The sequence below is a fragment of the Marinisporobacter balticus genome (genome assembly GCF_004345705.1).
Lineage (GTDB): Bacteria > Bacillota > Clostridia > Peptostreptococcales > Thermotaleaceae > Marinisporobacter > Marinisporobacter balticus.
This window is the reverse complement of record NZ_SLWV01000021.1, coordinates 28,233-51,428: the sequence shown is the minus strand read 5'-3', so window position 1 is coordinate 51,428 and position 23,196 is coordinate 28,233. Positions and strand designations below refer to the sequence as shown.

The 23,196-nt window shown below is 33.0% G+C and carries 15 protein-coding genes; 7 read left to right on the top strand and 8 right to left on the bottom strand.

Going from position 1 to position 23,196, the window contains the following annotated elements; genetic code table 11:
- Window positions 1–261: 261 nt before the first annotated feature.
- Entirely contained in the window at window positions 262–1,659 is a 1,398-nt protein-coding gene (locus tag EV214_RS13320; protein WP_132246591.1) for a sigma-54 interaction domain-containing protein, read from the bottom strand.
- A gap of 308 nt (window positions 1,660–1,967) precedes the next feature.
- Between EV214_RS13320 and EV214_RS13315 the strand changes: the two genes are divergently transcribed.
- Entirely contained in the window at window positions 1,968–4,097 is a 2,130-nt protein-coding gene (locus tag EV214_RS13315) for an ATP-dependent helicase (RefSeq protein WP_132246589.1), read from the top strand.
- Window positions 4,098–4,129: 32 nt separating this feature from the next.
- Here the strand turns inward: EV214_RS13315 and EV214_RS13310 are convergent, their stop codons facing one another.
- The 5 genes from EV214_RS13310 to EV214_RS13290 all read right to left on the bottom strand — a co-directional run bounded on the left by EV214_RS13310 (window position 4,130) and on the right by EV214_RS13290 (window position 9,150).
- Window positions 4,130–5,161 (bottom strand): 5-oxoprolinase subunit C family protein, encoded by a 1,032-nt coding sequence (locus tag EV214_RS13310; RefSeq protein ID WP_132246587.1) that lies wholly within the window; start codon window positions 5,159–5,161, stop codon window positions 4,130–4,132.
- Window positions 5,162–5,902 (bottom strand): 5-oxoprolinase subunit PxpB, encoded by a 741-nt coding sequence (gene pxpB, locus EV214_RS13305; protein ID WP_132246585.1) that lies wholly within the window; start codon window positions 5,900–5,902, stop codon window positions 5,162–5,164. It abuts the gene before it with no gap.
- A gap of 60 nt (window positions 5,903–5,962) precedes the next feature.
- Entirely contained in the window at window positions 5,963–7,195 is a 1,233-nt protein-coding gene (locus tag EV214_RS13300) for an NRAMP family divalent metal transporter (RefSeq protein WP_132246583.1), read from the bottom strand.
- 13 nt (window positions 7,196–7,208) lie between these two features.
- Window positions 7,209–7,979 (bottom strand): LamB/YcsF family protein, encoded by a 771-nt coding sequence (locus EV214_RS13295; RefSeq protein WP_132246581.1) that lies wholly within the window; start codon window positions 7,977–7,979, stop codon window positions 7,209–7,211.
- Between the two features lie 388 nt (window positions 7,980–8,367).
- Window positions 8,368–9,150, bottom strand: coding sequence for an IclR family transcriptional regulator (locus tag EV214_RS13290; protein WP_132246579.1), 783 nt, complete (start codon window positions 9,148–9,150; stop codon window positions 8,368–8,370).
- A gap of 156 nt (window positions 9,151–9,306) precedes the next feature.
- Here EV214_RS13290 and EV214_RS13285 point away from each other — a divergent pair, with 156 nt between their 5' ends.
- From EV214_RS13285 to gpmI, 6 genes are all read left to right on the top strand, one after another.
- Window positions 9,307–10,098 carry a putative hydro-lyase gene (locus tag EV214_RS13285; RefSeq protein ID WP_132246577.1) on the top strand — a complete coding sequence of 264 codons (792 nt, stop codon included), beginning with the start codon at window positions 9,307–9,309 and terminating at the stop codon, window positions 10,096–10,098.
- Window positions 10,099–10,407: 309 nt separating this feature from the next.
- On the top strand, window positions 10,408–10,941 hold the full coding sequence (gene nuoE, locus EV214_RS13280) for an NADH-quinone oxidoreductase subunit NuoE (protein WP_132246575.1): 534 nt from the start codon (window positions 10,408–10,410) through the stop codon (window positions 10,939–10,941).
- A gap of 3 nt (window positions 10,942–10,944) precedes the next feature.
- Window positions 10,945–12,696 (top strand): NADH-quinone oxidoreductase subunit NuoF, encoded by a 1,752-nt coding sequence (gene nuoF, locus EV214_RS13275; protein WP_132246573.1) that lies wholly within the window; start codon window positions 10,945–10,947, stop codon window positions 12,694–12,696.
- 16 nt (window positions 12,697–12,712) lie between these two features.
- A complete protein-coding gene (locus EV214_RS13270; protein WP_132246571.1) occupies window positions 12,713–16,291 on the top strand; it encodes a molybdopterin-dependent oxidoreductase in 3,579 nt (1,192 codons plus the stop codon).
- A 142-nt stretch (window positions 16,292–16,433) separates the two neighbouring features.
- Window positions 16,434–16,985, top strand: a complete 552-nt coding sequence (locus EV214_RS13265; protein ID WP_132246569.1) for a GNAT family N-acetyltransferase — start codon at window positions 16,434–16,436, stop codon at window positions 16,983–16,985.
- A 178-nt stretch (window positions 16,986–17,163) separates the two neighbouring features.
- The gene (gene gpmI, locus EV214_RS13260; protein WP_132246567.1) at window positions 17,164–18,717 is read left to right on the top strand and encodes a 2,3-bisphosphoglycerate-independent phosphoglycerate mutase; all 1,554 of its coding nucleotides are present in this window, start codon (window positions 17,164–17,166) and stop codon (window positions 18,715–18,717) included.
- A gap of 208 nt (window positions 18,718–18,925) precedes the next feature.
- On the opposite strand, the gene EV214_RS13255 is transcribed toward gpmI, so the two are convergent.
- Together EV214_RS13255 and EV214_RS13250 are read right to left on the bottom strand one after the other, a co-directional pair.
- Window positions 18,926–21,343 (bottom strand): S-layer homology domain-containing protein, encoded by a 2,418-nt coding sequence (locus EV214_RS13255; protein WP_132246565.1) that lies wholly within the window; start codon window positions 21,341–21,343, stop codon window positions 18,926–18,928.
- 14 nt (window positions 21,344–21,357) lie between these two features.
- Entirely contained in the window at window positions 21,358–23,196 is a 1,839-nt protein-coding gene (locus EV214_RS13250) for a prenyltransferase/squalene oxidase repeat-containing protein (RefSeq protein ID WP_132246563.1), read from the bottom strand.

Here is a 23,196-nt window from a genome sequence, read left to right as displayed (position 1 = left end):
ACTACAAATCATTTTTTTCTTTTAGAATCCAAGTAAAATCAATATATTTTCTATATAAAATATCGTTTTATTATACAAATGACACTATATTTTTGAATGATATGTAAAAAAAGCCTGCAAAATTTTTATTTTACATAGCTTTTTCGTTATTTTTAGGGCAGTATTTGTTATTTTTTGAGCATAAATTCACGAATAAATACTAATCTTCATGCAATGTCCTATCTCACAAAAGAATTTACCCATTCTAGCTTACTTACATGTCTAAATTATATGATAATTGTTTATCTTCTTTTGAAGGGTCTGTCTTGGTATTTCTAATAATCTTGCTGCTTCTGAAACATTTCCTTTTGTTTTTTGTATCGTTATTGTTATAAGCTTTCTTTCTATTTGAGACACAACCTCTTTCAATGGTTTTATTGTAATCTCCATCTCTTCTTCTTCTTCCATTTGTTTCATCACATTCTCAATGTGTTCCATTTCTATTTTATCATCTACTGGTTCCACCATGTTCATAGCATATTCTGTGATATGCTCAAGTTCTCTTACATTTCCTGGCCAATTATAATTGGTTAACGTATCATAAACTTCTTTGGATACTTTTTTAATGGTTTTGTTCAGTAATTTATTATATTTATGTATAAAAAAGTTTAATAGAATTTCAATATCTTCTTTTCGCTCCCTAAGAGGAGGAATACGCATAGATAATACCCCTAATCGGTAATAAATATCTTGCCTCAGATATCCTTCTTTCATAGATTTCTTAGGGCTCATATTGGATGCAGAAATAATTCTTACATCTACTTTTCGTTCTTTCCTATCTCCTAATCTTCTAACATATCCATCCTGTAGTACTCTTAATAATTTCGCTTGTAATTTAACCGGCATAGAATTTATTTCATCTAAAAACAGCGTTCCTCCTTCTGCTAATTCAAATAGACCGGGTTGATCATACGCTCCTGTAAAACTGCCTTTTGTTGTACCAAATAAAATACTTTCAAGTAAATTTTCAGGAATTGCCGCACAATTTTGAGTAATAAAGGTCCCTTTTTTTCGATTACTCTCATTATGGATGGCATGTGCAAACAATTCTTTTCCAGTTCCAGTTTCTCCATAAATAAAAACAGAAGCCTTTCCATTTGCAATCTTTTTCACAAAATATTTTAATTCGTTCATCTTTGTATTACTAGAAATAATATTTTCAAGACAATATCTCGCTCGATCAGGTCCTAAATGTTTTGCCATTTCATCTGTTTGAGAAAGAAGTTCCGAATTCATTTGAATTACATGCATATTCTTATCTTTATATTTTGTAATATCTTTTGAAAGTTCAATTGCTCCAATAATTCTCCCATCCCCTTTTATTGGAAGAGATGTGTTCATCGTAACGATCTTTTCTCCTTCTACGTTTGCAACCCTTTGCCTCTTTTTATTAATAGGTCTTCCTAACTCCATGGCTTTGAATAATGTACTCGTATCTTCATCAATATTTGTAAATACACTACACAGCTTTTTCCCAAGTACTTTTTCTCCACAAATAATTTCTGGATGAAACCATGGATTAAATTTCACAGAAAATAGTATAATTCCATTTCTATCAATAATCGTAATGCCATCAATATATTCCATATCTTTCATAAAATCTTGTTTTTCGTTCTTCATAACGTTGTCACTACCTCCTTGTACTTGTTTATACGATTTTATCTATGTGAAAAATGCTTCTTAATACCCTATATTCTTTTCTAAAAATAAATATTTGTAAAAGTAGCAAATATCCTATGATATTTGCTGTCATCTTAGCCATACTAAAAAAATGAAGATTCCTTATGATAAAAAAAGAATATATCAAACAATCTAGCTATATCATTCAATATTTCATTATCTATTAAAGCTATAAAACCACCCTTTTCTATGCTATACTTTACCTATTGCTTTTATCTTTATATATTTGCTAACGGGAGGCATTCATCTTGCACGATTCATTTTTTCATATACTAAAAAATCAACAAAACATTCAACTAAATTCGCAACAGAAACAGGCTGTTTTACATAAAGATGGACCTGTTCTTTTATTAGCTGTTCCTGGATCTGGAAAAACAACTACCCTCATCTGTAGAACAGCCCACTTAATTTTGCATCATAAAATTCATCCTAGCAATATATTATCTGTAACATTTAGCAGATTCGCTGCAAAAGATATGAAAAAACGTTTTTATGATGTATTTGGAAAAATTATTCATCAAAATGTGTATTTTTCAACAATCCATCGTTTAGCCTTACGCATTGTTGGTCGCTATGCAAAAATGAATGGCTTTGCATATACCATTATTGAAGGAGAACATGCTACTATTCATAAAAATACATTATTAAGAGACATTTATCAAGAAGTAAATCATGATTTTCTAAATGAAGACAATCTCGAAGAACTTTTAAGTCGTATTAGCTTTGTAAAAAATATGATGATTGCTACAGAAGATTTTCATCAATATGACTTTGAAATCAACAACTTTAGGGAAATTTATACGCACTATGAAAATTATAAAAAGCAACATTTACTCATTGATTTTGATGATATGCTAAGCCTTGCACTGAATATACTAAAAAATAATGCACCGCTATTGAATCAATACAGAAATCAATACCCCTATATACAAGTAGACGAAGCACAAGATACCTCTAAAGTACAGCATGCGCTCATTGAGTTGTTAGCTTATCCTAGAAATAATTTATTTATGGTAGCAGATGATGATCAAAGTATTTATGGTTTTCGTGGAGCATATCCTGAAGCTTTACTCCATTTCCCAAAAACTTATAAACAATCAAAAACATTTTTTTTAGAACAAAATTACAGATCTTCTCAAGAAATAGTCACCCTTAGCAATACATTTATTCAATCAAATACAAAAAGATATGTAAAAAACATGTATACAGACAATAAAGAACATACCCCTATTCATATTCTAAAAGCACAAAATAAAGAAGATCAAACAAACTATCTAATAGAAGAATTATCCACATGTTCAAAGACAACTTCTGCTGTATTGTATAGAAATAATCTATCTGCTATTCCATTGATTGATCGATTACAAAGAAATCAAATTCCTTTTTCTATACAAGCTTTTAATCTATCTTTTTTCAATCATTGGCTAACAAGAGATTTATTAGCTTTTTTAGATGTATCTTTAAATCCTTATGATATAGATTCATTCGAAAGAATTTATTATAAAATGAATGGTTACATTTCAAAAATAGCCGTTTCTTATATCAAAGAGCATGGAAAGTCTATTTCTGTATTCAAATCTTTAATCTTTTTTCCAGGTTTAAAAGATTTTCAAAGGAAAAATCTAAAACGTCTAGAGAAAGACTTTCATGCTCTTTCTCTTATGAAACCTATAGATGCCCTCTGTTTTATCGAAGAAAACTTAGCTTATAAAAAATATTTAAAATCTAATTGTCAAAGGCACAAATATTCTTATGATAATGTTCTGTTTCTCTTTACACAATTAAAAATGATTGCTTCAAAAACCGATTCAATCATTGATTTTATGGAAAGATTAAGTACACTAAAAAAAATTATTCTTCATGCAAAAAATACAAAAGAAATGACACCCATAATTCTTTCTACTGTCCATTCTTCAAAAGGGCTTGAGTTTGATCGTGTCTATTTAATGGATTTAGTAGACGGCCAATTTCCTCCTAAATCTAAACTAGATGCTTCTACTGAAGAAAAATCTATCTACTTAGAAGAAGAAAGACGACTTTTTTATGTCGGCATGACCCGTGCTAGAAAATCATTATCACTCTTAATCCCTAGTTTCCAAGATGGTTCATATATGCGTCCTTCTCCTTTTGTGGAAGAAGTGAATACTTGTATGAAATCTTCTCCCCATATAAAAAGAACATTTGCACCTAGTAAATCCGTTCATGAATCCATTCCACATGAATTTTCTATTGATTCTTTTGTAGAACATAAGAAATTTGGAAAAGGCATCATAAAATCTATTGATGGGGATATTGCGCAAATTGACTTCAACGGATTAGGTATACGTGGACTATCCTTACCCGTATGTATAGCGCAAAAAATTCTAACGCACCACTAAAAAAGCTTTTGGAAATATTTCCAAAAGCTTTTTTATTTCACCTCTTCAACTTTCACTTCATAAGATTTTCCATTAATCTTTAAATGAAATTGTTTTGTAGACACAATTTCCCGGGCAACACATTCTTGTTTAATAGCAATAATTTTTGCTTCTACTTCCTTTAATATCTGTTGCGCTTCTTTTACACTTATTTCGCTAAACCTTATTTGATCTCCTGGTTTTGCTTGTGCTATTTTATATAAATCTGAGCGAATAACATTACCTATTTTTGTATATCCCCCTGTAGCTTGCCTGTCCGCCATCATAATAATAGGTTTTCCATGCCCTGGAATCTGAATAGCACCCAAAGCAATTCCATCAGAAATAATATCTCCACCGCTTACATGCTCAATAGTTTCTCCCTCAAGTCGAAAACCCATTCGATCACATTCATTAGTGACAGCATAGGGGCTAGAAAGGAAAGTTTTAATTCCTTTTTCTGTAAAATATTCATTCTGAGGCCCTAAGACTATACGTACATCAATCGTATTTGTAAATTTAGGAATATATTTAGGGGGAACAATCCTTCCTTTTAATTTATGCAAATTCTCTTTTGGTTTTCCTATTTTAAGTACATCTCCTATCTTGAGAGGTCTTCCCTCATGTCCTCCGATTTTTCCTTTTATATAGGTCGATTTACTTCTCATAACTACTTCTACGTCAATACCTCCAGAGAAGGCAATATAACTTCTGCATCCACTTTTCATATATCTAAAGGACAATCGATCTCCTTCTTTTATATATATACTTTCCCACATAGGAATAGGTGCTTCATTCACAATAGGCAATAAGTCTCCTCCTGTAATAGCAATGACACAATCATTTTCAAATTCTATATGTGGGCCTACAATAGTCATTTCCAAAACGGCTTCATTTTCGTCATTCCCTACCAAAATATTTGCAATTCTGTGTGCAAAGCTATCCATAACCCCTGAAACAGGAACCCCAAATTGTTGATAGCCATATCTTCCTCCATCTTGTACTAATGTTAGAAGTCCGTGATTTAAAATTTTTATTTGATTCATTTATTTCACCTCCATTTCTTTTGGATATGTATTATATTTGTAATGATTATTTTTTATTGCTTCTTCTATCTTTACATATTCTTTCTCTTCAATCGCAACAAACTTAATATAATTCCCTGCCTGTAGTAAAATGGGTGTATCTCTATATGCATCATATAATTTTAGTGGCGTTTTTCCTATTAATTGCCATCCTCCTGGACTATCTATTGGATAAATTCCCGTCTGACTTCCTGCAATCCCTACTGAACCCCCACTTATTTTCGTTCTTGGTGTTTTAAGCCTAGGCGTCGCAATTTTTTCATCCATTCCTCCTAAATAAGGAAATCCTGGTGTAAATCCAAGCATATAGATCAAATACTCTTTAGCTGTATGGATTTTTATTACTTCTTCTACTGTTAGGCCATTGTGCTTTGCTACATTTTCAATATCGGGTCCAAATTCGTTGCCATACGCAGTAGGTATTTCTATCACTGTAGGTCTTGGAATCTCTATATAATCTAATTGGTTTTCTAAATCTTTCAACTGCTTTAATATACTATCATAATCTATTTTTAGGGGATTATAATGTACCATCAAAGAACGATAAGTAGGTGTCATCTCTACAATCCCATCTATATTTTTTTTATCTATTGCAATCATCATGGCTCTTACTTTACTATTAATGGCTTCAGAAATTTCATTTCCAAACTCAATTACGATTGCCTGCTCTCCTGCTGTTAAATATTTCATTTCTTCATACATATTGGCCCCTCCTCGTTAAAGATTGATGGCACCTAGAGATTTTCTCTAGATGCCGATTTATTAATGCACAAGCATTTGCATATTTTTAAGTGCCCCAAATCCTGCGTATCCAGCTATAATTACAATCAGTAATCCAAATATGAGTAACCATGTAGGATGCTTATAGTCTCCTACAATATCTTTTCTTCTCGCTGCTAATAATATTACACCAATCGTAAGTGGTAAGATCAATCCATTTAATGAACCTGCTAAGATTAATAATTTTGCTGGTTTCCCTACAATCGCCATAATTGCTGTAGACGCTGCAATGAATCCTATAATCCACTGTTTTTCATTTTTTTCAATCATTGGATGCAATGTTTTTAAAAATGATACAGATGTATAGGCAGCACCCACAACAGATGTAATCCCTGCTGATAATAATACAATACCAAAGAATTTATATCCGATCATACCTGCGCCATGTTTAAATGCTGAAGCTGCTGGATTAGAAGGATCTAACGCTATTCCTTTTGATACAACACCTAGAATTGCTAAGAATAAAAGTACACGCATGATAGATGCGATGGTAATTCCCATTACAGCACCTTTTGTAATTTCTTTTATATTCTTTTCTCCTGTAATCCCTGCATCAATCAATCTATGTCCACCTGCAAATGTAATATATCCACCTACAGTTCCTCCTAATAGTGTGATCGTTGGAAAAATTAATGATTTGAAATTTTCTGGTGCTACACTTCTGAAAATCGCTTCTCCTACAGGTGGTTTTGTTACAATTGCCACATATCCTACAATAAGAATCATAAGTCCGCCTAATATTTTTGTAAATTTATCTACTACGGGTCCCGCATCTTTTGATAAGAAAATAGCACTACCTGCAATACCGCAAATAACTCCCGCAATCTTAACATCTAATCCAAAAATAACGTTCAATCCTAAAGCAGCGCCACCAATATTCCCTATATTAAATGCCAATCCTCCTAGCGCTACAAGTATTGCTACAATATAACCAAGTCCTGGTATAACTTTATTCGCAATATCTTGTCCACGCATACCTGATACACCAATAATTCTCCATACATTTACTTGTGCACCAATATCCAAAATCACAGAAACAAGTATAACAAATCCAAAACTTGCTGCAAATTGGGATGTAAATGTTGCCGTTTGTGTCAAAAACCCAGGTCCAATCGCTGATGTTGCCATAATAAATGCAGCTCCTAAAAGCGCACCCATATTCCCTGTATTATGCTTAAGTCCATTCTTTACATTTTCTTTTATTTCTTGTTTCATTTATTTTATCCTCCTATTCAATAAAATTTGAAAGAGCTGTTACTTCTACACCTTCTTCTTCAAGCTTCAATCTAATCTTTCGCACAAATTCAACAGCTTCTGGATTGTCTCCATGTACACAGATTGAATCGGCCTTTATTTTAATCTCTTCCCCATTTATCGCTGTAACGGTTCCTTCTTTCACCATTTTTACAACTCTTGCTATGGCTAAATCAGCATCATGGATCACTGCACCTTCTAATTTTCTTGCTACTAACGTTGCATCTGGATTATACGCTCTATCTGCAAATACCTCGTTCGCTACCTTAAGTCCAACTTCTTTTCCAGCTTTAATCATTTCGCTGTTTGCAAGTCCCATGAGAATAATTTCTTGATCTACTTCATAAACAGCTTCAGCAATTGCCTTTGCTAATGATTTATCTTTTGCTGCCATATTATACATAGCACCGTGAGGCTTTACATGCTTAACTTTCTCTCCGTTAGCTTTTGCAAATGCCATAAGTGCTCCAAGTTGATATTGTATGTATACTTTTACTTCTTTAGGTGTTACAGCAACATTTCTTCTTCCAAAACCCATTAAATCCAAATATCCTGGATGCGCTCCAATTCCTACGCCTCTCTCTTTTGCCAAATTTATCGTTTTTTCCATTACTAAAGGATCTCCTGCATGCCATCCACAGGCAACATTTGCAGAAGTAACATATTTTATTACTTCTTCATCTAATCCTATTTTATAACTTCCAAAACTTTCTCCTAAATCACTATTTAGATCAACTTTGTACATATTCACACCTCCATTTTATTTGTAATTTCGTTTCATTATATGGACCATCGGTTTATATTTGTAATCTTATGGTACCATATAATATTTTGAATGTCCATAATAATTTTTCGATTGTTTTGATAATTCTAAAAAAATATTGATACTCTATTATCAACATCATTCGTCTTATTTTTTTTATTATTTTGACTATAGCTATAAACCCCTACTATAACCTTCATCTTTTTCTAAAATTTTCTCTTCTTATTACTATATTTATAGTTGAAAAAACAAACTGCTAATATTATAAATCATTTTCATTTTTTTACAATTTATAACATATTATTCCGTTATTTTTTAGACACTTTTGATAGCTTCTTGCAAAAAAAATAATGAAGATACAAAACCTTCATTATTCCATATATCCCAATGCTTTTGAAATATCCATCGCTGTCTTTTTAGTTTTTTGTATGATTTCATCAAATTTTTCTTGTCCAAACCGTTGATCTGGCCCTGCGGTACTAATCGCAGCAATAACTTTTTTTGTATAATCAAATATGGGTGCGCCTACACCAATTGTTTGAGGCTCCATTTCTCCAAAACTGATAGTATATCCATTTTTTCTACTTTCTCGAATCATTTCCCATAATTTTCGCTTTTCCATTACCGTATTTTCTGTATATTTTATTAGTGGTTCACGTTCTAATAAATCTGCGATCTCACCATCCTCTAAGAAAGATAGAATGGCTCTTGGACAAGCCCCTGCCGCTAATGATGCGGTTCTACCTGTTTTTGTAAATAATCTTACAGGATGTGTGCAAATCAGTTTTTCAACATAGATTGCGTAATTTTTTTCTCTCATAACCAATTGCACATCTTCATTCAATTCATCTCGTAACTTTTCCATAAAAGGTAGTGCAAATTCCTTAATCTTTATAGATTCAGAAGCAATTGCTCCTAATTCAAGAAATTTTATTCCCAGTTTATATTGATTTTGTTTTCCACTTATGTCTACACGCGTCAGATATCCATTTTTTTTAAATGTATTAAAGAGCCTGTACACGGTAGCCTTTGGAATAGATGAAATTCTTGCAATTTCACTTAATCCTCTTACATGATTTTCTGCAGTAAAATATTCCAAAAGACCCAATGCCTTATCTAAGCTTTGATTAATACTGTTATCCTGTTCAGTCATATTTTTGTCGCCTACTTCCCTTATATGATACCCTTATTATACCATATACTATAAAATCTATCTAAATCATAAAAATATTTTACTACAGTTAATAAAATATATGCTATATTTAGAATAAATATTTTATTCTAACAAATGCAAAAAGGGGAGAACACAATGGAGAATTTAAGATTTGCTGATCCTTCTCATATTCGTCAAATGATTCGAGAAGGAAAATTACAAACACATACCTCTGGTATGTGCGATGGTTATGCACAAGGGAATTTAGTTGTTTTACCAAAAAATTTAGCTTATGATTTTCTACTATTTACTCAAAGAAATCCAAAACCATGCCCAGTACTAGAAATTACAGATTTAGGATGTAAAGAGTTTAAATCTATCGCACCAGGTTCTGATATTACTACAGATATTCCAAAGTACAGAGTCTATAAAAACGGTAAGCTTGAAGAAGAATCCACAGATATAAAATCTTTTTGGAGAGATGATTTTGTTTCCTTTATATTAGGGTGTAGTTTTACTTTTGAATCTGCTTTAATAGAAGAAGGTATCGAAGTGAGACATATTACTTATGGAAAAAATGTTCCTATGTATATTACAACTATTCCATGTAAGGAAGCAGGTATATTTTCTGGTCCAACAGTTGTTAGTATGAGACCAATGTCCCCTCATCAAGTGATCAAAGCAGTTCAAATTACTTCTAGATATCCTAGTATCCATGGCGCACCTATTCATATTGGTGACCCTAGTTCAATAGGTATAAACGATATACATAAGCCTGACTTTGGTGATTCAATAGATATTAAAAAAGGAGAAATCCCTGTATTTTGGGCATGTGGAGTTACCCCTCAAGCTGTTGCTATGAATGTTAAACCTGAAATTATGATTACCCATGCACCTGGACATATGTTTATTACAGATATAAAAAATCATGAATTAGCTGTAATTTAAAACAAAACTTCTCTCTACGGTTCATATGTATGCTTACTTAATTGTTATATTGAACCACAAAATATACGCACACTACAATATTCTATCATAATTATTTATAGAAATACCTACAAAAATGGAGTACAATACATAGTGAAGCTACTTTGTAAATACATGTATTTAAGAGATGATTTTTTACAATGATTTCATGCTTCAGAATGTTGATTTTTAAATAGTATTTTGACATGTTTTATATTGTAATCATTATTATGCTTTCTAACTTTTTAGAATTCTTATCGATTTGAAAGCGAAATGGAAGGAGTGATCGTAATGGGATGCTGTGGAGGAAACAATGACCTTACAGTAAAATTAAGTGATCCGAATGTGGACTTAAGCCAATTAGAGCCTGTTCTAGCAAAATATAAAGATGTATCAGGTAGCTTAATTAGCATTCTTCAAGGAGCACAAGAAATTTTCGGATATTTACCTTTAGAAGTACTGAATCATATTGCAGAAAAAACTGGAATAAAACCCGCAAAGATTCATGGTGTAGCGACTTTCTATACCCAGTTTAGACTAAATCCTGTTGGCAAATATTTAATTATGCTTTGTCAAGGAACTGCTTGTCATGTTAATGGTTCTAAGTTTATCGAAGAAGCCATCTGTGATGAACTAAAGATCAAAGAAGGCGAAACAACTGAGGATGGATTGTTTACGCTCAATAATGTTGCTTGTCTTGGATGTTGTAGTTTATCTCCGGTTATGATGATTAACGGAGAAACTTATGCAAAGCTTACCCCTGAAAGTACAAAAAAAATCTTAAAAGATATTCGTAAAAAAGAACAAAGTAGCAAGGAGGTCTAAACCATGAAGATAGTCGTAGGTCAAGGAAGCTGTGGATTGGCAGCTGGCGCAAATAAGGCATATGATACTTTTGAAGAAGCAATAAAGAATCAAGGTCTTCAAATAGATCTTGAAATTACTGGTTGCATTGGTATGTGTTATCTAGAACCGATTGTAGATGTTTATGCTGACAATGGAGAAAAGACAACCTATGTAAAGGTAACACCTGAAATAGCCAATGAAATCATTGAAAAACATATTTCTGAAAAAAACGTTCTCAAAGAGCATGTTATTCCAGAAAATGATTTACAAGGTTTAATGAAACAAAAAAGAATTGCGCTAAGAAATTGTGGCTATATAGATCCAGAATCTATCGATGAATATATCAAAACAGGTGGATATCAATCCATCGGAAAATGTATCAAAGAAATGAGTCCAGAAGAAGTTATTGAACAAATAAAAGTTTCAGGTCTTAGAGGTCGTGGTGGTGCAGGTTTTCCTACTTGGTTTAAATGGAATGCTGCAAAGAACGCGAACGGTTCTCCAAAATATTTAGTATGTAATGCAGATGAAGGGGATCCAGGCGCTTTTATGGATCGAAGTGTTTTAGAAGGAGATCCACATACGCTTATTGAGGGTATGATGATCGGTGGCTATGCGATGGGCGCGCATGAAGGAATTGTATATGTTCGGGCTGAGTATCCTTTAGCAATTGTACGTCTTGAAAAAGCAATTAAACACGCGAGAGAAAAAGGCTTATTAGGTAAAAACATTTTAGGTTGTGGCTTTGATTTTGATATGCGTATCAAAGCAGGTGCAGGTGCTTTTGTCTGTGGAGAAGAAACAGCCCTTATTGAATCATTAGAAGGCGAACGCGGCATGCCAAGACTTAAACCTCCATTCCCTGCTCAAAGTGGCTATTGGAGAAAACCTACAAACATCAATAATGTTGAAACATTTGCAAACGTTGCTTGGATTCTTGAAAATGGTGGTCAAGCTTTTGCGGATATGGGTACAGAACAAAGCAAAGGTACAAAAGTTTTTGCCCTTACTGGAAAAATTCAAAATGGTGGCCTTGTGGAAGTGCCAATGGGTATGCCTTTGAAAGAAATCATTTTTGATATCGGTGGCGGAATCAAAGATGGAAAAAGTTTCAAAGCTGTTCAAATGGGTGGCCCATCTGGTGGATGTATTCCTGCAAGTATTGTAGATACAACGGTTGATTATGAATCTATCAACAAAACAGGTGCCATCATGGGTTCTGGTGGTATGGTTGTTATGGATGAAACAACTTGTATGGTAGATATGGCACGTTTCTTCTTAGATTTTACGCGTAAAGAATCCTGTGGTAAATGTATCCATTGCCGTATTGGTACAAAAAGAATGTTAGAAATCTTAACACGTATATGCGAAGGTGACGGACGTGATGGTGATATTGAATTATTAGAAGAATTAGCAGTAAAAATTAAAGAAGGATCTCTTTGTGGACTTGGTCAAACTGCGCCAAATCCAGTTCTTAGTACAATCAGATACTTCAGAGATGAGTATGAAAAGCATATCTATGACAAAAAATGTCCTGCAAAACAATGTACAAATCTATTAACTTATTCTATTGATCAAGAAAAATGTATTGGATGTGGACTTTGTGCTAGAAACTGTCCAGTTGATGCAATTTCTGGAGAAGTAAAAAAACCTTACACGATTGATCCTGAAAAATGTATAAAATGCGGAAAATGCACGCAATCTTGTCGATTCAGTGCAGTTATAGTTGAATAAGATAGGGGTGAAAATGATGTCTAAAATGAGATTAAATATAAATGGAAAAGAAGTGACAGGTTATAATGATCAAACGATTCTAGAAGTAGCAAAAGAAAATGGTATTGAAATTCCTACGCTTTGTTACGATGAAAGAGTTGAAATATATGGTGCCTGTGGACTTTGTGTCGTAGAAGTTGAAGGGATTCCAAAACTTCTTCGCGCTTGTGCAACAAAAATAAGTGAGGGTATGGTTATAAAAACAAACACACAAAAAGTTCGCGGTTCAAGAAGAATGGCCCTAGAACTTCTTCTATCCGACCATGTTGGAGACTGTCGTCCTCCTTGTGTATTAGAATGTCCAGCAAACACAGATTGTCAAGGATATGTAGGATTAATTGCAAATGGACAATATGAAGAAGCCGTTGCATTAATCAAAGAACAGCTTCCTCTTCCTGCTAGTATTGGTAGAGTTTGTCCTCATCCATGTGAAGATGCATGTAGAAGACAACTTGTAGAAGAACCTATATCTATTGCATCATTAAAAAGCTTTGCAGCAGATATAGACTTAAATCATGCAAATTCTTTTATGCCAGAGATCAAACCTAAAACAGGTAAAAGTGTCGGTGTAATCGGTGGCGGTCCTGGAGGACTTACTTCAGCATATTATCTTGCTAAGGAAGGTCATAGCGTTACGATTTATGAAACGATGCCAAAATTGGGTGGAATGCTAAGATATGGTATTCCTCAATATCGTCTTCCTAAAGAGATTCTTGACAAAGAGATTGCGATTATTGAAAAAATGGGCGTAAAAATGATTCCGAACATGAAAATCGGTAAAGATATTTCTTTTAATCATATCAGAAAATCCTATGACGCTGTTTATGTTTCTATCGGTGCATGGACAAGTACAGCATTAAACTGTCCTGGAGAAGAATTAGATGGTGTATATGGAGGGATCCACTTCTTAAGAAAGGTTGCTACCAATGAACCGATTCAAATTGGTAATCGTGTAGCAATCGTTGGTGGTGGTAACACGGCAATGGATGCTTGTAGAACAGCTGTAAGACTTGGCGCAAAAGAGGTTTACAATGTTTATCGTAGAACACAAGCAGAAATGCCTGCTGAAGAAATAGAAATTGTAGAAGCTGAAGAAGAAGGTGTAATCTTTAAAACCCTTACAAATCCTATTGAAATCATAGGTGAAGATGGTAAAGCTGTAAAGATTAGACTTCAAAAAATGAAACAAGGTGAACCGGATGTAAGTGGCAGAAGAAGACCAATCCCAATTGAAGGTGAAGAAGAAATTTTAGAAGTTGATTCTGTGATCGCTGCAATTGGTCAAGGTATTGATGCTACTGGTTTCGAAGGCATTGAACTTACAAAAAAAGGTACAATTATAGCAGATGAGCATACTTATCAAACAAATCTTCCAGGTGTATTTGCTGGCGGAGATGCAACAAATAAAGGTGCTAGCATTGCAATTGCAGCAATTGGCGAAGCTAAAAAATCTGCAACAGTCATCTGTAGCTATCTCGAAGGAGAAGTCATCCCTTATAACAAACCTTTTGTTGTAGAAAGAGATGATTTAACAGAAGAAGACTTTAAAGATCGAGAAAAATGTAGCAGAGCAAAAATGTCTCATTTATCTCCTGAAGCAAGAAAAATAAACTTTGAAGAGATTGCAAATGGTTTCACAGAAGAACAAGCAAAAGCAGAAGCGATGCGTTGTCTTGAATGTGGATGTCATGATTTCTTCGAATGTGAATTAATTAAATTAGCAAATGAATATGATGTAAAACCAGCACGCCTTTCTGGTGAAGTCCACAAACGTCAAGAAGAAATAGCAGATAACCATCCATTTATTCATAGAAACCCTGACAAATGTATCCTTTGTGGACTTTGTGTAAGAGTTTGTGATGAAGTAATGGGCAATACTGCTTTAGGACTTATTGACAGAGGATTTGACACCATTGTAAAACCAGCACTCAATCAACCGCTTAAAAATACAAGCTGTATTTCTTGTGGTCAATGTATTAGTGTATGTCCGACTGGCGCTCTTGGAGAAAGATTACACACGCCAAAATCTATTCCTTTAAAAACAGACGAAACTCATACAGTTTGTTCACATTGTAGTGTTGGCTGTCATCTAAACTTAAATACAAAAGGTGACATGCTTGTAAGATCTGTACCCGATAAAGAAAGTACTGTAGACAATGGCCTTCTTTGTGTAAAAGGTAGATTTGGATTTGATATTTCTAAAGAAGGTAGCCGTATTACAAAGCCACTTATTAGAAAGAACGGCGAACTTGTTGAAGTATCCTTTGAAGAAGCCATCCTTTATGCAGCAAAAAAAGCACAAAGTTTTGGTGCTTTATATGGAACGGATGCTTTAGCAGTATCTGTTTCAGATCGATCTACAAATGAAGAAATTTATCTAACCAATAAATTTGCGAAAGCAGTACTTGGTACAGACAATGTATTCTCCTTCAATAAATTATCAGGAGGCATTGTGGATGTATTAGGCTATGATGCTTCAACGAATACTTTCGAGGAATTACTTTCAACAGAAACGATTCTTTTGATTGGTTCTGATATTATGAACGACCATACGGTTGCAGGTCTTAAAATCAGAAAAGCAATCAATAACGGTGCAAAATTAATTACAATCAACCCATCTAAAACAACTGCTGATGAATGGGCATATAAAACAGTAACACCTGAAAACAACTTAAGCTTCTTAAAAGAAGTAACAAAAGCATTAATAGACAATGGATGTACACCTAAAAATGCTGAAGGCTTCGAGGCATTAAAAGAAAGCTTAAAAGATCTATCTGTAAGTGCGATGGCAAAAGAAGTAGCTGAAATCTACGGAAAATCTAAAAAAGCAATGATCGTATTTGCTCAAAATGATATTACGCCTAACGGCGCAAAATTGATTGCAAATATTGCTGTAATCAGCGGCCATATTGGTCGTGCCTATAACGGTATTATTCAATTAAAACCTAACAATAACAGTCAAGGTCTTGTTGATATGGGTATCGAAAAAGATGCTACAGAAATTGTTAAAGGTATTGAAAATAAATCGATTAAAGCCTTACTTGTATTCGGTGAAGATGTGCCTGATGTTAACTTGAGTGGACTTGAATTCTTAATGGTTCAAGATACACACTTAACTGAAACTGCAAAACGCGCAGATGTTGTATTACCTGCCGTAAGCTTTGCTGAATCAAATGGTACATTTACAAATACAGAGAGAAGAATTCAAAAGATTCGTCAAGCGATTCCAGCTCTTGGTGGTTTCGAAAACTGGGAAGTAATCATGAAGCTTATTAATGTATTAAGTACGAGCATTCATTACAATAATACAGATGAAATCTTAAGTGAAATTTCACAAAACATCCTAGAATATTTTAAAGTAGCAAAACAAACAGGAAATGATGTGTTCTGGCCTATTGATAAAGAAAGAATCCTATATACAAACGGATTTAATTTCCCTGAAGAAAAGGCTATGCTACAAGTTGTAGAGAACGACGTGTTCTTTAGTAAGAAAAATAATACAAATCATTTAACAAATGCTTTTGTAGAAATACTAAAAAGAGAAGAGTTAATATAAACAAGACGACCCCTTTGGGGTCTTTTTTTTGGGTTCATCCCCTAACGGATATTCTATAATTCTTAGTTTAAAAAACAGAAAATTTTGAAAAATACATAAAATGTGTTATAATTGAATAGTAAATAAAAAGGAGTGTGATTTTTTGTATTTGAAAGAAGTAAAAAGAATACCTGCAAAATCAATTAACCAATCGGTAAAAGACACTAGAAATCTCAAAGTATATTTAGTCCAAGATTTTAATCCTCCGTTATTGAATCAGATAGTTAATTTTGGACTAAATATATTTGGAGAATTAGGCATGGATGAATGGGGATTGGTTCCACAAATCCGGCATGGGAATGTATTCTTATTAAAGCGAGAAAACAAGATTATCGGGTTAGCAATCCTTATGCGAGATTGGGAAGATGAAAAAAAATGTTATCTTTTTGATTATGCGATTGCACAGGATTTACAAGGAAGAGGTCTTGGGTATGAATTTTTACTAATCATCTGTAAAGAACTACAAAAACAAGGATTTGAAGAAATTTGTTTAACTGTAGATGTGGAAAATAAACCAGCTATAAAGCTATACCAAGATAAATTAGGATTTAAAATCGTATCCTTTAGTAAGGATGAATATGGCAAAGACCAAGATCGATACATTATGCATTTAGATTTAGATCAAATTGAAGAAGTATTGGGAGCGGCTATATAACTTTATTGCCCCTGTGGACAAAATAAATTCATTTATATAAAAAAAATTCATGGTCTGTTTATAGGCTATGAATTTTTTTGTAAATGTCGTATTATATCAAAGATGCATCCTTTCGTTTAATTTGGTATAATAGAATCAATGTAATAATTGATAGACTTTTGTCAAAGGAGGAATTAAATTGAATAATCCAACAATATTAATGATATTAGATGGTTTCGGTATCAATACAAGTAGTTACGGCAATGCCATCGCACTTGCAGAAAAACCAAACTTAGATAAATATTTCGAAAAATATCCAAGTAGTCAAATCTATGCTAGTGGACTGGATGTAGGTCTTCCAGATGGTCAAATGGGTAACTCTGAAGTAGGGCACTTAAACATTGGTGCTGGAAGAATTGTTTATCAATCTTTAACAAAGATTACAAAAGCGATTGAAGATGGAGATTTCTTTGATAATGAGGCTTTACTTTGTGCCATAGAAAATGCAAAAAAACATGATAGTGCCCTTCATTTATGTGGATTATTATCAGATGGCGGTGTTCACAGTCATATTCATCATCTATTTGGTCTACTAAAACTTGCAAAAGATCAAGGTTTAACCAAGGTATATATTCATGCTTTCTTAGATGGTAGAGATGTACCCCCTTCTAGTGCAGCTTCATATGTTGAAATATTAGAAAATAAAATGGCTGAAATAGGTATAGGAAAAATTGCTACAATCTCTGGTAGATATTACGCAATGGATCGAGATAATAGATGGGAAAGAGTGGAACAGGCTTATAATGCTATCGCCTTTGGTGAAGGTGTAACAGCAAATTCTTCTAAAGAAGCTGTTTTACAATCTTATGATAAAAATGAAGTAGATGAGTTTGTAAAGCCTACAGTAATCATGGAAGAAGATACCCCTACTGCTACAGTTTCTGAAAATGACTCGATTATTATGTTTAACTTCAGACCTGATCGTGCCCGTGAAATCACGAGAACTTTTGTGGATGAAAATTTCACAGGTTTTGAAAGAAAACATGCATGCTTCCCTGTTCATTATGTTTGTATGACACAATATGATGCAGCTATGCCAAATGTTTCTATTGCCTATCCACCAGAAAAACTTGTAAATACTTTAGGTCAATATGTCTCTAATCAAGGTTTAAAACAGCTTCGTATTGCAGAAACAGAAAAGTATGCACACGTTACATTCTTCTTAAGTGGTGGTGTGGAAGATCCTTATTTGGGTGAAGATCGCATATTAGTTCCTTCCCCTAAAGTAGCAACTTATGATTCAAAACCAGAGATGAGTGCTTATGAAGTAACAGAAAAATTGGTAGCTGCAATCAATGAAGAAAAATATGATTTAATCATTGTAAACTATGCAAATTGTGATATGGTTGGTCATACAGGATCTATAGATGCAGCAAAGAAAGCTGTTGAAACGGTAGATGCATGTGTAGGTAAAATCGTTGAAACTGCCATAGCCGTTGGTGGTCAAATTCTCCTTACCGCTGATCATGGTAATGCGGATGAAATGCTCGATAAAGACGGCAATACCATCACTGCGCACTCTACAAATCCTGTTCCTATTATACTCATTAATGCTCCTGAAGAGTATGGTATTACAGAAGGAAAACTTGCAGATATTGCCCCTACATTGCTACAAATGATGAATTTAGAAAAGCCTGATGAAATAACTGGGGAATCTTTACTAGTCCCTGTTGCAGAGGTTGCAGAAGCCTAATATCTTACAAAAACCTGCTAATAAATCTAGCAGGTTTTTGTATGTATCCCTCCATAATATTTTCCCACCATATCCATACTTTTAAATTGTTTTAAAAGAGCAGTTTGATCATTCTTCCAAAAATCTAACCCAAGTCAGATAATTTCTCAAATGCGCTCCTTTAACTAATTTTTTAGGAATAAATACTCTAAAACATATCGAATCGGAACTAATGTAGCTTATAAAGCATTATAGCAGCTTGTGCACGATTTGCATTTTCTTTTGGTGCAAAATTGCCTTCACCTATACCACTAATTATTTTTTCTTTTACGCAAAAGCTTACCCCACTCTTTGCCCACTGTTCAATATCTGATTGATCTTTAAAGATATCTAGTTCACTTAAATTTCCTTTATCATATCCTTTTTTCTCTAACACTTTCGCGATCATTACTGCCATTTCTTGTCTTGTGATGTTTCCTTCTGGATCAAATTTCGTATTGCCTCTTCCACTTATTAATCCGTTTTTATAAGCAGCCGCTACAGCATTATAATACCATTTCTCTTTTTCTACATCGTTAAATGGTATTTCTCCTGTTCCTTCATAATTTAACATCTTTGTGATCAATGTTGCAAATTCTGCTCTTGTAATATTTGCTGATGGATCAAATATTCCTTTACTTCTTCCACTAATGATGTCTTTAGCAGCCATAGCTTCGATTGCTTCTTCTGCCCAGTCATAACCTTCAAGGTCTGTAAATGTATTTTTTATTTCTTTATCTACTTGTTTTGCAAAATATTTACTAAAGTGATTGGTTTTAAAAGTTATCGTTTTAGTTATTGCATCATATTCTCCACGCATTTCCTCAATCGTTCCATTATCCGATAAGAAAAATACTTTTACCTTTTTTCCTTCTTCTACTTTTCCTGTATAAGGAATAGCTATTTCCATTGCTTCTTCAAAATTTGATGTCTTTTCTTGCCCCAATTTTGCATTTAAATCTACAATGGGACTACCTTCTGGTATTTTATTTCTTATAAGTGGCATTAAATCATTTCTATCTACTTTTTTTGCACTAAGAGCAATTTCTTTCTCTGCTCCTTGTTCTCCAAAAGTCTTTGGTGTTATAGAAAATGATGCTATTTCTGTTTCAATATCTATTTTTTCTATACCATTTTCTTTTAGATCTTTCATTAAATTTTCTGGAAGATTTGTTTCTACTTCTTCTTTTCCTGTATGCATTATTTCTATTGTCAATTTCTTTTCTAACCCTTTTAAATTTTCTATATGATTTTTTTCAAGTTTTTCTTTCATCTCTTTTATTGTTTTTGCACTTTCTTTCGCTAAATCTTTTATTTTGTTTCCGTCTATTTTGGCTATTGTCTTTTCACCTTCAGTTTTTAATCCATCCTTCTCTATTTTTTGTTTTCCAGCCAAAGCTACTGCTTTTTCTGCAATTTCTACAATTTTTGCCTTTATTTCTTCGCTGTTTGTTTCTCCTATTTTATCCATGATCTGCTCAGTGGCTTCTATCATATCTCCTGCTATCTTACGAACATCTTTGATATCTTTTACCTTATCCATTACCTTTAATGTAGTTTTCATATTTTCTGCTGTAGCTTTGTCTATATCTTTTTTATCACTGTCGTTATTTAGTTTTTCAGAAGCTTTTAATAAGGCTTTTACAATATTTACACTTTCATTTGCTAAATCTTTTACGCCTTGTTCTGTTTTTATTTTTTCTACAGCTTCTCCCATTATAGAAGCAACTTTTTTCAAATCGTTAACAAAATCCTTTGCATCCGCTTGAGAAGTTATTTTATCTGCTTTTTCATTTATTTTATCTGTTATAGCTTTTACTGCTTTTGAAATTGCATATTCACTAGCATTTTGATTAGTTAGAATACTTTTTGCATCTTCAATAGCTTTTTCTATATCTGTTTGCTTATTGCCTAAGCCACCATATTTATTCGGATCTTTTTCCCATCCAATATCATATCCTCCATCAAGAGAATATCTCCATTCAATATAATCATTTTTATTTATATCTACATCAGAAGCTCCTGTTGAACTATAACGATCATAATCACCATTAACCCTATACATCCAACCACTCAATGGATAGTTATCTTTTTTTTCTCTATTATCTTCATTATAAATCATTTTAATATAGCCACTTCCAATATCATACGCTATATTTTTTTCTTCCAGTATCCTCTTTGTAACTGATAAAACAGTATCTCCTTCTCTAAATTCTCCTTCTGTTTTAGAAAGAATCGTCTTACCCTTATATCCCTTAATAGAAATATTAATACTATCTTTTTGTTCTGGGTCTGTAGTGTTTCCAGAATCCCCTACAGAAAATGTCTCTAAAGCTTTATCGCCCTCAATATTTGCAGAGCAATCATATGTATTTCCTTCTTTCAAAACTACATTAAATTGAGCACTTCCTTGATCATCTGTAATTCCTTGATCAATATAATATTTTCTCTTACTATCACTAATGGTAATGGTAACTGATTTATTTTGCTCTCCCTGTACAGTAATCTTTGCAACATTATTATTAACCGTACAATCCACACTCGTTGCTGCAAGAGAAGGAAAAACCAAAGACATTACCAATATCAACGCTACAAAAATCTTTTTCATGGTTTTCCTCCTTTTTATTGAACTTCTACTGTAATTGGCTCAGCAATTGGATTTTTATTTTCAAAATCATCCCATAAAATTCCTTTTATCTGATAATCTCCTTCGGATGGGATTAAAAATCCACCTGCTACTTCTTCTGTATCACCTGCATTGATCTCTTTTTTCATGAAAGTATATGTATACAATTCTTTATTATATCCATTCAATTTATATAATGTAACAGCAAAGGTTACTGTCTTATTATTTTTAGAATTGTTTTTTACATCTATATTTAACTGTGCTTCTTGTCCTTTTTCAAAGTTTGAAGAACCATCTCTTGTTAATGTAAATTCATATTTATCGGTTTCATCAAATGAACTAAACTTATAATGATCCTTTAAACTTTGACTATGATACATTGATTCAGCTTTATATAAATCTGCTAAAGCACTAAATGCTTGCTTTGTTGACGTTGCGCTAACTTGTCCATCTGCTGATTTAAACTGACCACCTTGTTTAAATGCAAGTAAAGCATCTAGTACACTATTACCATCTTTCTTCCACTCATCTGCTAAAGGGTTTATATCTAAAGCTACTAATGCTTTTATCACCATTGCATTTGTCTCTGGAGAGTCTTTCCCACCAAAATTAAGGAATCCACCTGTATTCAATTGCTGGTCTTTAATATTTTCTAAAGCACATTGAATTGCACTTTCAACTCCTTCAACATCTCTATGATTAGCTAATGCAAATAATGTCATAGCTGTCATATCGACACTTCCACTAAAATCTCCATCTTTGTTTTGATATGATAATAACGCTTTAACTGCCTTTTCTTTATCATAATTTTCATCAACTAAATCCAATGCTAAAATCGCAAATGCTTGTGTTGATGTCCAATTATCATATTGATCAATAATAAACTTTCCATCTTCTTTACGTTGAGATTCCTTTAAGATAGTAATGATATCCTTTTCACTATCTCCACACTGAATCTTTATATCTTTTGGATTTTTTCCTGCTGATAAAAGACCTATAATATTCCCTGCATATTTGACTGCACTAGATTTTTCTGTTATTACTTCAGGAAATATATATTTATAGTTAATTTGTTTGAATTCATTATCTGTTTCACTAACCATAAAATAAGCAGGCGCTACCCAATGATCAAGCGTATCTTGCTTATTATAGTAATCTTTTAAATCTTCTATCGTACTTTTTACTTTTTGTAAAACTTCTTCTTCTCCTACATATATGGTCTTTCTTACTAATTCTGGATAATCTCCTACTTGAATCTTTTGAATGCCCTTCATATTGAAAGAATATTTTCCATCTTTATCTGTCTTTTTATTCCCTACATAGCTGATTTTTAATTCTGCTCCATCATAAGGAGTTGTGACTTTCCAACTTTTCCCATACACAGCCATTTCTACGGTATTTCCATCTTTCTCTAGATCAACAACTGGTATAAGTGTCCCATCTCCGTCATTGACATTGAAATTTGCAACATATACAACAATTCCATCAGCATCATTTAATTTATACTCATTAACAGGCTTTGAAGTATCAATTACATCATCTTTTACATAATAATTCATCCATGAATCTTTATTTTTTTCATAATCTGGAGTTTCTCCAAGCAATGTATTTATAAATCCTTTAATATTCGCTTTATTATCTATCATATTTAAATACTCATTACAATACACATCATCTGTTACAGTAACCTTTCTATCATACAATGTTTTATCTTTTCCTTCTACCCTTACCCTAACTTCCTGTGGTGTTGCTGCATAAGCACCCATTTCTACAAATGGAATACATCCTAAGATCAATGTTAATGCTAAGATCAAACTAAAAATTCTTTTTTTCAC

Excerpts from the sequence above, each read along its gene's own strand:
- EV214_RS13320 (WP_132246591.1), bottom strand. The coding sequence starts at position 1,659 with ATGAAGAACGAAAAACAAGATTTTATGAAAGATATGGAATATATTGAT.
- EV214_RS13310 (WP_132246587.1), bottom strand. The coding sequence starts at position 5,161 with ATGAATCAAATAAAAATTTTAAATCACGGACTTCTAACATTAGTACAA.
- pxpB (WP_132246585.1), bottom strand. The coding sequence starts at position 5,902 with ATGTATGAAGAAATGAAATATTTAACAGCAGGAGAGCAGGCAATCGTA.
- EV214_RS13300 (WP_132246583.1), bottom strand. The coding sequence starts at position 7,195 with ATGAAACAAGAAATAAAAGAAAATGTAAAGAATGGACTTAAGCATAAT.
- EV214_RS13295 (WP_132246581.1), bottom strand. The coding sequence starts at position 7,979 with ATGTACAAAGTTGATCTAAATAGTGATTTAGGAGAAAGTTTTGGAAGT.
- EV214_RS13290 (WP_132246579.1), bottom strand. The coding sequence starts at position 9,150 with ATGACTGAACAGGATAACAGTATTAATCAAAGCTTAGATAAGGCATTG.
- EV214_RS13285 (WP_132246577.1), top strand. The coding sequence starts at position 9,307 with ATGGAGAATTTAAGATTTGCTGATCCTTCTCATATTCGTCAAATGATT.
- nuoE (WP_132246575.1), top strand. The coding sequence starts at position 10,408 with ATGGGATGCTGTGGAGGAAACAATGACCTTACAGTAAAATTAAGTGAT.
- nuoF (WP_132246573.1), top strand. The coding sequence starts at position 10,945 with ATGAAGATAGTCGTAGGTCAAGGAAGCTGTGGATTGGCAGCTGGCGCA.
- EV214_RS13270 (WP_132246571.1), top strand. The coding sequence starts at position 12,713 with ATGTCTAAAATGAGATTAAATATAAATGGAAAAGAAGTGACAGGTTAT.
- EV214_RS13255 (WP_132246565.1), bottom strand. The coding sequence starts at position 21,343 with ATGAAAAAGATTTTTGTAGCGTTGATATTGGTAATGTCTTTGGTTTTT.